Below are 14,873 nucleotides of genomic sequence, written 5' to 3'. Positions count from 1 at the left end.
GCTAAATGGCCGTTAGTTCGGGCGCTGGGAATTTTTTTACTCGCCCGGAGAACATTGCCATGACGCTGCGCCTGACGATTTCGCGCGCGATATTGATTTTCGGACTGGTTACTGCGCTAGGCCTCGGCGCCGTGATTGCCACCAGTGTTTACGGGCTGTCGCAGCTCAAGGTCGGCGGTCCCCTCTATAACCAGATCAAGCTCGGCAACGATCTGATCGCGGACATCCTGCCGCCGCCCGAATACGTCATCGAAGCCTATCTCGAGGCGACCCTCGTGCTGCACGATCCGGCGCAGCTTGCCGCTCACCGCGACAGGATTGCGCAGCTCAAGAAGGAATATGACGAGCGCCGCGATTTCTGGATCAAGTCCGACCTCGATCCGGTCTTGAAGACGAAGCTGGTGGAGAAATCCGACAGCGAAGTGCGCCGCTTCTGGACAGCGATCCAGGACGGCCTGTTGCCGGCGCTTGCCAAGGGCGACGCCGCCGCGGCGGCGAAATCCTACGCCGAGATCACCGCGCGCTACACGGCGCACCGCGCCATCATCGACGACATTGTCAAGCAGACCAACGACCAGAACGCGGCGACGGAAATCGCAGCGACGGACCGCGTCTCCACCTTTACCTTCGTGCTGTGGGCTGTTTCGGCCGCGGTGTTTCTCATCATCGGCGGCGGTATTTTCGGCGTGGCGTTCGGCGTTATCAGGCCGATCGCGCAAATGACCGACGTGATGAAGGGCCTTGCCGGCGGCGATCTCGGCGTCTCGGTGCCGGCGCTCAGCCGCGGCGACGAGGTCGGCGCCATGGCGCGCGCCGTGCAGGTGTTCCGCGACAACGCGCTGCGGGTGCAGTCGATGGAGGCGGAGCAGGCGGGCCTGAAGTTGAAGGCGGAAGGCGAGCGCAGGGCCGCGATGCAGCAGATGGCGGACGGATTCGATTCCGTCATTGGAAAGATCATCCAGACCGTATCGCGCGCCTCGTCCGAGCTCGAATCTTCCGCCGGACAGCTCACCAAGACCGCGGAAGTAACCCAGGTGCTGTCGGCGACGGTCGCTAGCGCCTCGGAGCAGTCCTCGGCGAATGCGCAATCGGCCGCGGCGGCCGCGGAGGAAATGGCTTCGTCGGTGTCGGAGATCAGCCGCCAGGTCCAGGATTCGCACAAGATATCGCGCGAGGCGGTCAGCCAGGTCGAGCAGACCAATGCGCGGATTTCCGATCTTGCCCAATCCGCCAGCAGGATCGGCGAGGTGGTGAAGATGATCAGCGCGGTCGCCGAGCAGACCAATCTGTTGGCGCTGAACGCCACGATCGAAGCGGCGCGCGCCGGCGAAGCCGGACGGGGTTTTGCGGTCGTCGCCTCCGAGGTCAAGGCGCTGGCGTCGCAGACGGCGAAAGCGACCGAGGAGATCAGCGAGCAGATCAGCCAGATGCAGTCGGCGACCAATCAATCGGTGTCGGCGATCCAGCAGATCGGCGGCACGATCGGCCGCATCGCGGAAATCTCGCAGGCGATCGCCTCAGCAGTGGAAGAGCAGGGCGCCACGACGCAGGAAATCTCACGCAACGTGCAGCAGGCCGCGCAGGGCGCCACGCAGGTCGCGGGCAGCATCACCGACGTCAACCGCGGGGCGACCGATACTGGCGCAGCATCGACGCATGTCCACGGTCTCGCCCGCTCGTTGCTGGCGCAGAGCAATCATCTCAAGGGTGAGGTGGAGAAATTCCTGTCCACCGTCCGTGCGGCCTAGGCGGACCAAAGCTTGTTAGAGAGACGATACGCGGGCGATGCCCGCGTATCCGAAACCCTCTTCTCACCTTCGCGGCATCAATGCCGGCGAAGTATCGTCAGCGACCGCAGCCAATGCCGTGTCAATGACGGCAGCAGGCTGCGTCAGTGTACGCTGACGGCCTGGAGCTCGTTGCTCCATGCGTTGGCGATCGCCGCTTCCCGGCTGTCGGTCAGCATGATCGGGGTGCCGTCGGCGGCATGCAGCGCGAACAGTTTGAGTCCCGGCGCGATTTTCGGCGCCTGCGGAAACAGTCCCGGCACGTCCTCGGAACGGACTTGTTTCACATAGGCGATATGCCCTTCACCAAGATGGGCAAGCGCCTCGACGGAAACCTTTTCGGGTTCGTAGGTCACACTCACATCACTCATGGTCTCGACTCCTCTGGAGACTAAGCGGTCGAGTCCGCTCCTTGTTCCACTATTATTCGTGCTCATTGATAGCGATTGTCTTAACGACCCTTTCAGGCTCAGGCCTGGCCAGATCGATCGACAACAGCCCGTTCTTCAGATCCGCGCCCAGCACCAGCATCCCCTCCGCCAGCACGAAGGTGCGCTGGAAGTGGCGCGCGGCGATGCCGCGATGGATGTATTGCCGGGCCTTGTCGTCCTGCTGGCGGCCCCGAATCACGAGCTGGTTTTCCTCAATCGTCACATCGAGTTGGTCACGGGTAAAACCCGCCACTGCCAGCGTGATGCGCAACCGTTCGGGCTGGCCGTTGGCACGGTCGCACCGCTCGATGTTGTAGGGAGGATAACCGTCGGCGCCTTTGACGACGCGATCGAGCGCACGCTCGATTTCGTCGAACCCAAGCAGGAACGGACTGGACAACGAAGGAACACGAGACATTACAAAGTCCTCTCGAAGCGACTTTGAGGGGCCCTTGCGGCGCCCCATGCAACCGGCCGGCCGACTTGCCGTCCGGTCAAGAAGCAATATGGGGGTGATTTGAGGAGGGTTCAAGCGCCTCTGAAAGCTGCGTAAATCGGCCGCGGCGAGGTTTGTGGCAGTCATTCCGGGGCGCGAAGCGAACCCGGAATCCCGAGCTTGTGGAACGAGATTCCGGGTTCGACGCTTCGCGTCGCCCCGGAATGACGACCTCAGCCCACCCGCTTCCTTCCGTCGGCGGTAAAGAGATGCAGCTTGTCTTTCGCCGCCACCGCCCTGATTCGCTCGCCGATGGCCGGGCCGACGGCGCCCGGGATGCGGACGATGATTTCGCCTGGTGGCAATTCGCCGGGGGTGGCGGCGATACCCTGCTCTTCCTTCTGCCGCGTGCCGTAGACGAAGGTCTCGGCGCCGACCCGCTCGATCGCCTCCACCGTGAGGCCGAGCGCCACGGCGCCGGACGCTGTTTCGCCTGTGATGACGAAATCCTCGGGCCGGATGCCGAGGATGCCGGCCTCGCCAATGCGCGAATCGCCGGCCAGCTGCGATTTCAGCTCGTCCGAGCGCAGCGGCATCAGGTTCATCGGCGGGGCGCCGATGAAGGAGGCAACGAAGGTGGTCGCCGGCTTCTGATAGATGTCGAGCGGATTGCCGATCTGCTCGACCTGGCCGCCGTTCATGACAACGAGAATGTCGGCCAGCGTCATCGCCTCGAGCTGGTCGTGGGTGACGTAGATCGAGGTCGTCGAGAGGCGGCGCTGCAATTTACGGATTTCGACCCGCATCGCGATGCGCAGCTTGGCGTCGAGGTTGGACAGCGGCTCGTCGAACAGAAACACTTTTGGCTGGCGCACGATGGCGCGCCCCATCGCCACGCGCTGGCGCTGGCCGCCGGACAATTGCCGCGGCTTGCGGTCGAGCATGGCGCCGAGTTCGAGAATCCGCGCGGCTTCCTCCACGCGCGTCTTGATCTCGCCCTCGGCCATGCCGCGGTTGCGCAGGCCGTAGGCCATGTTGTTGTAGACGCTCATGTGCGGGTAGAGCGCGTAGTTCTGAAACACCATCGCGATGTCGCGATCGGCCGGCTCGATCTGGTTCACCACACGCCCGCCGATGTCGATCTCGCCGCCGGTGATGGTTTCCAGCCCCGCGACCATGCGCAGCAGCGTGGACTTGCCGCAGCCGGAAGGGCCGACCAGCACGCAGAACTGGCCATCGCCTACCTCGAAATCGATGCCCTTGATGGCCTCGAAGCCGCCGACATAGGTCTTGCGGACGTTGCGGAGGGTTACGTTGGCCATTTCACTTTTCCGTCTGGACCAGGCCGCGCACGAACAGCCGCTGCATGAAGATGACCACTGCGACCGGCGGCAGCATGGCGAGGACCGCCGTCGCCATCGCAAGCTGCCATTCGGCGAGTTCGTCTGTCGTTGCCAGCATCTTCTTGATGCCGATCACGATGGTCTGCATCGAATCCTTCGTGGTGATCAGAAGCGGCCAGAGATATTGATTCCAGCCGTAGATGAACTGGATCACGAACAGCGCGGCGATCGTCGTGACCGACAGCGGCAGCAGCGTGTCGAAGAAGAAGCGGAATGGGCCCGCGCCGTCGATGCGCGAAGCTTCCAAGAGCTCGTCCGGTACCGTCATGAAGAACTGGCGGAACAGCAGCGTGCCGGTGGCGGATGCAATCAGCGGCAGGATCAGCCCGGCATAGGTGTCGAGCATATTGAGGTCGGCGACCACCTTGTAGGTAGGATAGATGCGAACCTCGACCGGCAGCATCAGCGTGATGAAGATGATCCAGAACGCCGTCTTGCGGAACGGGAAGCGGAAATAGACCACGGCATATGCGGACAGGATCGAGATGAAGATCTTGCCGACGGCAATGCCGATCGCCGAGACGAAGGAGTTGATCAGCATGTTGGCGACCGGCTCGCGGCTGGTACGTGCGCCGCCGACAAAGACCGCGCGGTAGTAGTTGTCTAGCGTCTGGCCGCCGGGCGTCGCCGGCATGTGGCCGCCCACCACCGTTCCGGCATCATGGGTCGAGGCGATCAGCGCCAGGTAGACCGGGAAGGCCACGATGAAAACGCCAAGCGTCAGGATGGCGTAGGCGATGATATCGTTAAGCGGGCGGTGCTCGACCATCAGTATTGCACCTTGCGTTCGACGTAGCGGAACTGGACCGCAGTGAGCGCGATCACGATGACCATCAGGATCACCGACTGCGCGGCCGAGCCGCCGAGGTCGCCGCCGAGACGGCCGTCGGCATAGACCTTGTAGACCATGGTGGTGGTGGCGCCGGCAGGGCCGCCGCCGGTCACGGCATCGATGATGCCGAACGTGTCGAAGAAGACGTAGACGATGTTGACGACCAGGAGGAAGAACGTCGTCGGCGATAGCAGCGGGAAGGTAATGGTCCAGAACCGCCGCAGCGGCCGGGCGCCGTCGATCGCGCCGGCTTCGAGCACGCTCCGCGGGATCGCCTGGAGGCCGGCCAGGAAGAACAGGAAATTGTAGGAGATCTGTTTCCACACCGAGGCCATCACCACCAGGATCAGGGCGTGGTTGCCGTTGAGCAGCGGATTCCAGTCGATGCCTGCGCCGCGGAGCGGGCGTGCGAGCATGCCGAGCGAGGGCTGAAACATGAAAAACCAAAGCACGCCGGCAACCGCGGGGGCCACGGCATAGGGCCAGATCAGCAGCGTTTTGTATCCCGCTCCGGCCTTCAGATTCTTGTCGGCCTGGGTGGCGAACAACAGCGCAATCGACAGCGACAGCGCCGCAACCAGCGTCGAAAACACCACCGTCGTCAAGATCGCCGCATAATATTCCGGCTGGGCGAACAGCGCCTGATAGTTCTCGAGGCCGACGAATTCGGAGCGAAGACCGAAGGCGTCCTCGCGCAGGAAGGATTGCCAGATCGCCTGGCTTGCCGGCCAATAGAAGAAGACAACCGTAATGACGAGCTGCGGCAACAGCAGCAGATAGGGCAGCAGACGGTTGTTGAAGACGGTGGACTTTTCCATTCACACGCGCTCGTCATTGCGAGAGCCCGCGACAAAATTACGAAGCAATTTTGTGCTGAAGCAACGAAGCAATCCATTGCTACCGATCATGCGGTGCCATGGATTGCTTCGCCTCGCTCGCAATGACGGGCCCCCCGATTGAGCTCAGCCTACTTTGCAGTCTTCTCGAAGGTGCGCAACATGGCGTTGCCGCGCGAGACCGCGGAATCGAGCGCTTCCTTGGCGGTCTTCTTGCCGGCCAGCGCCGCTTCGATCTCCTCGGCCCAGATGTCGCGCATCTGCACCATGTTGCCGAAGCGCAGGCCCCGTGAGTTTTCGGTCGGCTCCTTGTTGGTCAGCTCCTTCAGGGGCGTCTGCAGCGTCGGGTTCTTCTCGTAGAAGCCGTCCTTGATCGACTTCTCATAGGCCGCCTTGGTGATCGGCAGATAGCCGGATTCCTGGTGCAGCTTGGCCTGCCGGTTGGTGTCGGACAGGAAGGCGAAGAACTTTGCGACGCCCTTGTACTCTTCCGGCTTCTTGCCGCCCATCACCCACAGCGAGGCACCGCCGATGATCGAGTTCTGCGGCGCGCCGGCAACATCCGGATAATACGGCATCGGCGCCGAGGTGAAGTCGAACTTCGCTGTGCCCTTTGCGGTGCCGTAATAGCCCGACGAGGTCAGGAAGATCGCGCACTCGCCGGAGCCGAAGCGGGCTTCGTTCTTGCTGTCGCGGCCGCTGTAGTCGTAGGTCTTGTCCTTCTGCAGATCGATCAGGTTCTGCAGATGCTTCACATGCACCGGCGAGTTGAACTTCAGCTCGGTATCAAAGCCGTCAAGCCCGTTGGCCTTGGTGCCGATCGGCAAATTGTGCCAGGCGGAGAACTGCTCGATATGGGCCCAGCTCACCCAGGCATTGGAGAAGCCGCAGCTGGTATGGCCGGCGGCCTTGAGCTTCTTGGCGGCCTCGAACACTTCCGGCCAGGTCTTCGGAATTTCGGCGATCCCGGCCTTCTTCAGCTCGTCCTTGTTGATCCACATCACCATCGAGGATGAATTGAAGGGAAAGGACAGCATCTCGCCCTTGGAGGTCGAGTAGTAGCCGGTGATGGTCGGCAGGTAGGCCTTTGGGTCGAATGGCTCGCCGGCGTCTTTCATGAGCTGATAGACCGGCTTGATGGCGCCAGTCGCGCTCATCATCGTGGCGGTACCGACTTCGAACACCTGCATGATGTGCGGCGCGTTGCCGGCGCGGAACGCAGCGATGCCGGCGTTCATGGTGTCCGGGTAGGTACCCTTGTAGGTCGGCACGACCTTGTAATCGGACTGGCTGGCGTTGAATTCTTCGGCGAGCCTGTTGACGACGTCGTTGTTGCCGCCGGTCATGGCGTGCCACCACTGGATCTCGATCGCAGCGTGGGCCGGCGTTGCAAGCGCCAGCGCAACACCCACTGCCGCTGCTGCGCCGAATTGTCGAAATGCCATGGAATCCCTCCGGGTTAAGGTCGTCACCTTCGTTTCGCGCGATAACAGCGCCGGATGACGTGCAAATGACCGTATAAGCGAAAGCAAGGTATTGGGGAAGCGGGCGCGGAGGGAAGCTGGAAAATAGGCGAAGGCCACAACACTCCGTCGCCCCTGCGAACGCAGGGGCCCATAACCACAGTCGTGTGTGGTTGCAGAAGGGCGGCCATCACTTGTGCCCCAAGCGAAGCCGCGGCGTATGGGCCCCTGCGTTCGCAGGGGCGACTACCTTTACCGCTTGCGCTCGGTGCCGCAGACCGCGCCCTTGGCGACCAGCGCCTCGATCTCGCTCTTGGAATAGCCGAACTCGCCCAGCACTTCCGAGGTGTGCTGGCTGAATTTCGGCGGCGTCCGCCGCAGGCTCGGCTTGGTCCGATCCATCCGGATCGGCGAGGCGACGCCCTTGTACCAATCCTTCGAGATGATGTCGCCGCGGTGCAGCGTATGCGGATTGGTCAGCGCCTGGTCGATCTTCTGCACCGGGCCGGCCGGCAGGCCCGCCGCCAGCAGGCGATTGCAGAGCGGCTCAGCCTCGTGCTGGCTGAACACGGCGGCAAGCTCGGCGCGCAGTGCCTCGCGGTTGGCGATGCGGTCCTTGTTGCGCGCAAAGCGCGGATCGGTGCCGAGCTCAGGCTTGCCGATCTCTTTGGCCAGCTTACGGAAGGTGCCGTCATTGCCGACGCCGATGAAGATGTTGTCGGTCTTGGTCGGGAAGATCGCGTACGGAACGAGGTTCGGATGCTCGTTGCCGGTGAGCGAAGGCGGCTTGCCATGCATGAAATAGTTCGCGGTGTGCGGGTGCATGATCGCAAGGCCGGTCTCGTACAGCGTGGTTTCGAGAAACTGTCCCAAACCGGAACGCTGCCGCTCCGACAGCGCCATCAAAATGCCGATCGCCGCATAAAGCCCGGTGGTGATATCGACGAGGGGAACGCCGATCCGCATCGGGCCGCTTTCCGGCGAGCCGGTCGCGGCGATCATGCCGGTCATGGCCTGGATGATCGCGTCATAGCCGGGATTGCCGCCGCGCGGGCCGTCGGCGCCGAAGCCGGAGATCCGGCAATGCACCAGCCGCGGGAATTTCGCGCGCAACACCTCGTTGCCGATGCCCCATTTGTCGAGCGTGCCCGGCTTGAAATTCTCGATCAGGACGTCCGCCGTCTCCAGCATCTTCAGGAGAACCGCGCGCCCACCCTCGGACGACAGGTCGAGCCCGACGGAGCGCTTGTTGCGGTTGATGCCGACGAAATAGGCCGCGTCCTCCTCGTGGAAGGGAGGACCCCAGTCGCGCACCTCGTCGCCGGCCGGCGGTTCGACCTTGATGACGTCGGCGCCATGGTCGGCGAGGATTTGCGTGCAATAGGGGCCGCCGAGCACGCGCGTCAGATCGATCACGCGCAGGCCGGTCATCGCGCCGGTAGAACTCATGGAGAAAGCCTTCGCTCAGGATGGGGAATGGAAGTCCTGAGCTAGCGGTCTTCAGGCGCGGCAGCAATGGCGTCGCGCGCACAGGCGCATGACGCGGCTGCCGTAGCACGCGCGAAAAATTCCGCGGGGCGAACGGCCCGCCGGTATCCACGGCGGGCCGTCCGGATCAGGTCGTCAGACGACCGTCAGGCGCACATCCACATTGCCGCGCGTGGCGTTGGAATAGGGGCACACCTGGTGCGCCTTCGCGACCAGCGCTTCGGCGTCCGCCTTGGCAACGCCGGGCAGCGACACGGCGAGTTCGACGTCGAGGCCAAAGCCGCCCTCCGAGCGCGGGCCGATGCCGACGGTGGAGGTCACGGTGGCGTCCGCCGGAACCTTCGGGCCGCCCTGAGAAGCAACGAACTTCATCGCGCCGATGAAGCAGGCGGCATAGCCCGCCGCGAACAGCTGCTCGGGATTGTTGCCCGCACCACCGCCGCCGCCCAGCTCCTTCGGGGTGGTGAGCTTGACGTCGAGCGCGCCATCGAGGGTCGCAGCATGGCCGTCGCGGCCGCCGGTGGCCTGGGCGCTGGTCTTGTAGAGCACGTTCACGGACATGTCGGTCTCCCTTGGTTGCCGTTTTGATGGGGGATGTATTGCATGCAATTAGATTGTGCGCAACATAAATTATTGCGGACGGCGCAATTTGATTGTATGCAATTGAAATCAATTGCTTAGATCGCCAGATCAGGTCCCGAAGGGCGCCTGCTAACGAGGTCGTGATGGCCAAGAAATCTTCGGCGGACTTTCCGCTGCGGCTCGACAATCAGATCTGCTTTGCGGTGTATTCCACCGCGCATGCGTTCAACCGCGTCTACAAGCCGCTGCTGGACAGGCTCGGGCTAACTTACCCGCAATATCTTGTCATGCTGGTGCTGTGGGAGCGCGACGGCGTGCCGGTGAAAGATATCGGCGAGCGGCTGTTCCTGGATTCCGGCACGCTGACGCCGCTGCTCAAGCGGCTGGAGGCGGCCGAGCTGATCAAGCGAACACGTAGCACCGAGGACGAGCGGCAGGTGCTGATCGCGCTGACCGCCAGGGGCGAGGCGCTCAGGGAAAAAGCCCGCGCCGTGCCGCAGTCGATCCTTGCGGCGTCGGATTGTTCGGTCGGCGAACTGGTCGCGATGAAGAACGAAATCGTCGCGCTGCGCGACCGGTTGAATGCGGTGTTGGGGGAATAGAGGGGCGGTGACGGGTCAGAGGCGCTTCTTGGCGAAGGCGCGGCCGGACGCCGACTTCAGATATCTTTCGAACGCGACAGCCTGCGCTGCGTCACGAAACGCTACGTAGGTCTTTATTCGCCATGGCCCGTGCTTTGATGTGTGCGGGACCTCGCCGGCGTTGTGCTTCGCCAATCGCGCGCGCAGGTCGTCGGTAATGCCGACATAGAAATGCAGGGAGTCGAGACTTTCGAGAATGTAGACGTATTTCATGGCGGATCGCCTCCGCCATTAAATCTACGGCACCGCCCGTGACTTGCAAAACGAGTCTTCGCGGAAAGAGCCCGGCTTCGCCCTTCGGGCTACGCCGCGGCAGCCTTCGCTTGCTTCGCTACGAGAGGGCACGGCGTGGCTTGCCGAGCCGTAGCTTGCGAAGCAAGCGAAGGCTGGTGGAGCCAGGCGGGATCGAACCGCCGACCTCTTGCATGCCATGCAAGCGCTCTCCCAGCTGAGCTATGGCCCCTTAACACGTCCGATCGGGGATGGTGGGCTATCCCCGGCCGCCGAGCCTTGGGCGACTCGTGCGGCAGCACCCTTGATCACAGATCAGGGCCGATCTCAAGTCTCTTCATCACCTCCGACATCACCGATGATGTCAGTCACGTCTTCGTCCCCTTCTTCCTCGTCGGGAATGAAGGTGGAATCGTCGTCGTCATCATCCTCGATGGTCTCATCGATTTCGATGTCGTCCTCCGATTCGGGAACCTGGGCCTTGACCTTGCCGGTATTCTCCTCGGCGTCGGCCTCCTCGAGCGAGACCAACTCTTCGGCCTCGGCGGGCTCCGGCATGTCGGCGGCGGTGGTCGCTGCGGCGGCGCGTGCGGCTTCGCCACGCCCGCGGGGCGGCGCAATCGGCGCGATCGGCACCACCTCGCCGGTATAGGGCGAGATCACGGGGTTCTTATTCAGGTCGTAGAATTTCTTACCCGTGGTCGGGCAAATGCGCTTGGTTCCGAGGTCGGATTTGGCCACGTGTGAATCCTGGGAAATTCTGAAAAACGGTGCTTCACTTGGCTAGTTGAGAGGCCGGTGTCAATAGCGCTTTCGGCATTTGACCGCCGCGTGACGCCGTGTGGCCCATGTGATACTGCCGCCCCCGCAGAGGACCCCGATCTTGACCCATTCCGCTACGCCCACTCCGTTGGAATCCCGTGCCGGCGGCCCCTTGGCCGGCAAAGTACATGTTCCCGGCGACAAGTCGATTTCCCACCGCGCCCTCATTCTGGGGGCGCTTTCGGTCGGCGAAACCCGGATTTCGGGGCTTCTCGAGGGCGAAGACGTGCTTAACACCGCCAAATCGATGCGGGCGCTGGGCGCCAAGGTCGAGCGGACCGGCCCGTTCGCCTGGCAGGTCCGGGGTGTCGGGGTTGGCGGCTTCGCCCAGCCGGCCGCGCCACTCGATTTCGGCAATTCCGGTACCGGGTGCCGGCTGGTGATGGGGGCGGCCGCCGGATGTCCGATCACGGCCGTCTTCGATGGCGACGCCTCGCTGCGGTCCCGCCCGATGCGGCGGATCCTCGATCCCCTCGAATTGATGGGCGCCAGGACTGGCGAAGCCCGGGAGGGCGGCCGCCTGCCGCTGACGCTGCACGGCGCGCGCGAGCCGGTGCCGATCCTTTACCGGACCCCGGTGGCCTCGGCCCAGATCAAGTCGGCGGTGCTGCTGGCCGGATTGGCCGCACCGGGCGTCACCACGGTCATCGAGCAGGAGGCCAGCCGCGACCATACCGAGCTGATGCTGAAACATTTCGGCGCCGAGATCGTCTCAGTCAAAGAAGGTGCCCACGGCCGCAAGATTACGCTGACGGGCGAGCCCGAGCTGCATGGCGCCAACGTCGTCGTGCCGGCCGATCCGTCGTCCGCGGCATTCCCGATCGTGGCGGCGCTGATCGTCGAGGGCTCCGACGTAACCTTCTCCGATGTGATGACCAATCCGCTGCGCACCGGCCTGTTCACGACGCTGCGCGAGATGGGCGCTTCGATCGAGGAGAGCGACGTCCGCGGCGATGCCGGCGAGCCGATGGCCGCCTTGCGCGTGCGCGCCTCGAAGCTGCGCGGCGTCGAGGTGCCGCCGGAGCGCGCGCCGTCGATGATCGACGAGTATCTGGTGCTGGCGGTCGCCGCCGCCTTCGCCGAGGGCACCACGATCATGCGCGGCCTGCAGGAATTGCGCGTCAAGGAATCCGATCGCCTGGAGGCGACCGCCGCCATGCTGCGGGTCAACGGCGTCAAGGTCGCGATCGACGGCGACGATCTGATCGTCGAGGGCCACGGGCATGTGCCGGGCGGCGGCCTCGTCGCCACCCACATGGATCACCGCATCGCGATGTCGGCACTGGTGATGGGGCTCGCCGCCGACAAGCCGGTCAAGGTCGACGACACCACCTTCATCGCCACCAGCTTCCCGGATTTCATTCCGATGATGCGTTCGCTGGGCGCGGAGTTTGCGTAAAGAAGGCCCGCGCGCTTCAGGACGGCGCTAGCCCAAGGCTAGTCACGGCTTCAAGCCAGATCGGCGATTCCTCCTTGTAGAGCTTCTGCGTCTCCTCGAAGGTCATCGCGGTATCGTCGACGCCGAATGACTTCATGAGCTGCAGCACCTTTTCGGTCTTGCCGCCGGCGACGAGCAGTTTCGACAGCTTCTGAACGATCGCCGCCGGCGTACCCGTGGGCACGGCGCAGCACTGGAATCCGGTCAGCTTGAAAATCGGCGATGTCGTGCCCTGCTCGGCAAAGGACGGGACGTTCGGCAAGGTCGACATGCGCTTGCGCGAGACGGCGACCGCACGGCCGCGGCCGCTCTGCAGCACCGACAACGCGGCGGAATAGCTGCCGTGCGCGCCATCGATGAATCCGCCGGCAAGGTCGGTCCACATCGGCGCTTCGCCGCGATAATGGACCGCTTCCATCTTGAGACCATACTGCTTGTTCATTTCGGCGACCGCCATGTGCGCGTAGGAGCCTGCGCCATAGGTGCCGACGTTGACCTTCTCGGCCTTCTTGGCATAGGCAACAAATTCGGCGAGCGTTTTTGCACCTGTCTTCTCGGCGACAACGAACGGCAGGCTGCCCGCCGGCATGATCGAGACGAGGACAAAATCCTTTTCGGGATCGTAAGGGATATCCTTGATCAGAACGCGGTTCATGATCATCGTCGTCGCGATGGTGAACATCAGCGTGTAGCCATCGGGCGCGGCGCGCTTGGCTTCCACTGCGGCGACCGATCCCGAAGCGCCGGCCTTGTTTTCCACCACCACGTTCTGGCCGGTCTCGATCCGGATATATTCGCCATAGGTTCGCGCGAACAAATCGGTCTGCCCTCCGGCCGGGTAGCCGGCGATGATCTTGATCGGCTTGGTCGGCCAGTCGGACTGCGCCTTCGCCGAAGTCCCGAGCAGCGGGATGGCCGAAGCGGCTGCTGCGCTACCGATAAAACGACGCCGTGAAATCGCGCTCATCGTAACCCTCCCCGCCGGTGCTTGTTTGCTTGGTGGATTTTTCGGGCTTGCTTCAGACTAGAGCCGGCTTGTGGCGAGGGCGAGGAACATTTGGACGCATCTGGGATGCGTCCATCCTGCGGCGGCATCCCGGCCAAGGCCACCGTTCAAGGCCACCGTTCAAGGCCGACGATCCTGGCCGACCATCCTTGGCCGCGCCCTTGACCATCATCCCGGTCTGTCGCACATGGCTTCCATGATCATCGCCATCGACGGGCCGGCGGCATCCGGCAAGGGGACGCTCGGCAAACGCCTCGCCCATCATTACGGCTACCGCCATCTCGACACTGGCGTGATCTACCGCGCGGTGGCGAAGGCGCTGCTCGACCAGGGGTTTGAGCTGACCGACGAGGCGCGGGCGGTTGCGATTGCGATGGAGCTCGATCCCGAAAAGTTCGGCCATCCCGAACTTAAGACGCAGCGCATCGGTGATGCCGCATCGGTAGTGTCGGCAATCCCGAAAGTGCGCGAAGCTCTCGTCAACTTTCAGCGCCAGTTTGCGGCCGATCCGCCCGGCGCGGTGCTCGATGGGCGCGACATCGGCACTATCATCTGCCCGGATGCCGATGTGAAGATCTTCGTCGTGGCCGATCCGCAGGTGCGGGCCCACCGCCGGACTTTGGAAGCCCGCGCCCGCGGCGAGGAGGCCGACGAGGCGGCGGTGCTTGCCGACATCCTCAAGCGCGATGAACGGGACAAGAACCGCGCGGCCGCCCCGCTCAAGGCGGCGGCGGATGCCCATATTCTCGATAATACCAATCTCGACATCGAGGCCGGCGTGCGCGCCGCGATTGCCATCGTCGAGGCGGTCCGCGCCGGGCGGTGAGTTTTATGCCGATCCGCTCGCAGCCGGCATCGCAGCAGAAATCTTCAGGGTCAGTTCTTCGAGCGCCCACGCTCGAACGGCAATTGCTGCTCGGCCATCATGACAGGGTTCGATTTGGCGGCGGCAATCGCCTTGTCGGTCGCAAATGCAGGCGGCTTGCCGGCGACAGCCGCGGTGACGGTAAAGATGGCGATGGCGGTCAGAGCGATCAGGCTCTTCATGGGCGGCCCCCTGGTTTTGAGCGGGCGATCCTGTAAGGCGGCCGGCTTAAGGTCAGGTTCCATCCCGCGAGGGAGAGCGACCTTTCGCGCCATGCGGTCAACAAGGCGTTGAACGGGAGGCCCGGCGATGAGGGTCCGTCAGCCTTAAGAGCCCGTAAATCGAGGCATTTTCGCTTGCCGAAAATGGCCCTTGGGGCTATATCCACGGCCATCCGGGCCGCCATCGATGAGATCAGGGCTGTCCGAGCGGGCCGGCTGGCAGGTTTGAACCTCCGCCGTCATTGGAGGAAAGCCCGCTCCAGGCTGCTGAAGTCGACAAGCTCGTTTCAGGCTCCGGATAAATCAATACGTATCGAACGTGCAGGCATGCTGCCGGCCCGCTTTTGCGCTCCTCCGCAAACGCGGTCGTCAGGGTTTGCGGACCCCTGAC

Annotated in this window: 16 protein-coding genes and 1 tRNA gene; 4 read left to right on the top strand and 13 right to left on the bottom strand. The window is 63.5% G+C overall.

All coding sequences use genetic code 11. The annotated features are described in order from the left end of the window. Positions 1–59 precede the first annotated feature (59 nt). On the top strand, positions 60–1,748 hold the full coding sequence (locus tag QA643_RS00590) for a HAMP domain-containing methyl-accepting chemotaxis protein (protein WP_283031282.1): 1,689 nt from the start codon (positions 60–62) through the stop codon (positions 1,746–1,748). Between the two features lie 143 nt (positions 1,749–1,891). On the opposite strand, the gene QA643_RS00585 is transcribed toward QA643_RS00590, so the two are convergent. The 8 genes from QA643_RS00585 to QA643_RS00550 all read right to left on the bottom strand — a co-directional run bounded on the left by QA643_RS00585 (position 1,892) and on the right by QA643_RS00550 (position 9,237). Then, positions 1,892–2,158 (bottom strand): DUF1150 domain-containing protein, encoded by a 267-nt coding sequence (locus QA643_RS00585; RefSeq protein WP_283031281.1) that lies wholly within the window; start codon positions 2,156–2,158, stop codon positions 1,892–1,894. Between the two features lie 52 nt (positions 2,159–2,210). Further along, the gene (locus tag QA643_RS00580) at positions 2,211–2,636 is read right to left on the bottom strand and encodes an Hsp20 family protein (protein WP_057850485.1); all 426 of its coding nucleotides are present in this window, start codon (positions 2,634–2,636) and stop codon (positions 2,211–2,213) included. 251 nt (positions 2,637–2,887) lie between these two features. Further along, positions 2,888–3,976 (bottom strand): sn-glycerol-3-phosphate import ATP-binding protein UgpC, encoded by a 1,089-nt coding sequence (locus tag QA643_RS00575; protein WP_283031280.1) that lies wholly within the window; start codon positions 3,974–3,976, stop codon positions 2,888–2,890. 1 nt (position 3,977) lies between these two features. Beyond that, positions 3,978–4,826 (bottom strand): sn-glycerol-3-phosphate ABC transporter permease UgpE, encoded by an 849-nt coding sequence (gene ugpE, locus QA643_RS00570; RefSeq protein ID WP_283031279.1) that lies wholly within the window; start codon positions 4,824–4,826, stop codon positions 3,978–3,980. Further along, complete coding sequence (gene ugpA / locus QA643_RS00565; protein ID WP_283031278.1) at positions 4,826–5,707, bottom strand: sn-glycerol-3-phosphate ABC transporter permease UgpA; 882 nt, start codon at positions 5,705–5,707, stop codon at positions 4,826–4,828. Before ugpA ends, ugpE begins: the two co-directional genes overlap by 1 nt. 149 nt (positions 5,708–5,856) lie before the next feature. Beyond that, positions 5,857–7,170 carry a sn-glycerol-3-phosphate ABC transporter substrate-binding protein UgpB gene (gene ugpB, locus QA643_RS00560; protein ID WP_283031277.1) on the bottom strand — a complete coding sequence of 438 codons (1,314 nt, stop codon included), beginning with the start codon at positions 7,168–7,170 and terminating at the stop codon, positions 5,857–5,859. A gap of 270 nt (positions 7,171–7,440) precedes the next feature. Continuing rightward, entirely contained in the window at positions 7,441–8,637 is a 1,197-nt protein-coding gene (locus tag QA643_RS00555) for a CaiB/BaiF CoA-transferase family protein (RefSeq protein ID WP_283031276.1), read from the bottom strand. Between the two features lie 174 nt (positions 8,638–8,811). Beyond that, positions 8,812–9,237 carry an organic hydroperoxide resistance protein gene (locus tag QA643_RS00550; protein ID WP_283031275.1) on the bottom strand — a complete coding sequence of 142 codons (426 nt, stop codon included), beginning with the start codon at positions 9,235–9,237 and terminating at the stop codon, positions 8,812–8,814. A gap of 164 nt (positions 9,238–9,401) precedes the next feature. Here QA643_RS00550 and QA643_RS00545 point away from each other — a divergent pair, with 164 nt between their 5' ends. Further along, positions 9,402–9,860 (top strand): MarR family transcriptional regulator, encoded by a 459-nt coding sequence (locus tag QA643_RS00545; protein ID WP_283031274.1) that lies wholly within the window; start codon positions 9,402–9,404, stop codon positions 9,858–9,860. Between the two features lie 15 nt (positions 9,861–9,875). Here QA643_RS00545 and QA643_RS00540 read toward each other — a convergent pair whose 3' ends face one another. From QA643_RS00540 to QA643_RS00530, 3 genes are all read right to left on the bottom strand, one after another. After that, positions 9,876–10,112 carry a GIY-YIG nuclease family protein gene (locus QA643_RS00540; protein ID WP_283031273.1) on the bottom strand — a complete coding sequence of 79 codons (237 nt, stop codon included), beginning with the start codon at positions 10,110–10,112 and terminating at the stop codon, positions 9,876–9,878. Positions 10,113–10,286: 174 nt separating this feature from the next. After that, positions 10,287–10,362, bottom strand: a tRNA-Ala gene (locus tag QA643_RS00535). Positions 10,363–10,457: 95 nt separating this feature from the next. After that, complete coding sequence (locus QA643_RS00530; RefSeq protein WP_283031272.1) at positions 10,458–10,871, bottom strand: TIGR02300 family protein; 414 nt, start codon at positions 10,869–10,871, stop codon at positions 10,458–10,460. Positions 10,872–11,013: 142 nt separating this feature from the next. Between QA643_RS00530 and aroA the strand changes: the two genes are divergently transcribed. Continuing rightward, positions 11,014–12,351: a 3-phosphoshikimate 1-carboxyvinyltransferase gene (aroA, locus tag QA643_RS00525; RefSeq protein WP_283031271.1), complete on the top strand. Its 1,338-nt coding sequence runs from the start codon at positions 11,014–11,016 to the stop codon at positions 12,349–12,351. A gap of 16 nt (positions 12,352–12,367) precedes the next feature. Here the strand turns inward: aroA and QA643_RS00520 are convergent, their stop codons facing one another. Continuing rightward, complete coding sequence (locus QA643_RS00520) at positions 12,368–13,357, bottom strand: tripartite tricarboxylate transporter substrate binding protein (protein ID WP_283031270.1); 990 nt, start codon at positions 13,355–13,357, stop codon at positions 12,368–12,370. Positions 13,358–13,592: 235 nt separating this feature from the next. Here QA643_RS00520 and cmk point away from each other — a divergent pair, with 235 nt between their 5' ends. After that, a complete protein-coding gene (gene cmk / locus QA643_RS00515) occupies positions 13,593–14,222 on the top strand; it encodes a (d)CMP kinase (RefSeq protein WP_283035076.1) in 630 nt (209 codons plus the stop codon). Positions 14,223–14,272: 50 nt separating this feature from the next. On the opposite strand, the gene QA643_RS00510 is transcribed toward cmk, so the two are convergent. Then, on the bottom strand, positions 14,273–14,443 hold the full coding sequence (locus QA643_RS00510; protein ID WP_283031269.1) for a hypothetical protein: 171 nt from the start codon (positions 14,441–14,443) through the stop codon (positions 14,273–14,275). Between the last annotated feature and the right edge of the window lie 430 nt (positions 14,444–14,873).

Origin of the sequence: Bradyrhizobium sp. CB3481 (genome assembly GCF_029714305.1) — a bacterium.
GTDB lineage: Bacteria > Pseudomonadota > Alphaproteobacteria > Rhizobiales > Xanthobacteraceae > Bradyrhizobium.
This window is presented reverse-complemented; position numbering and strand designations above follow the sequence as displayed.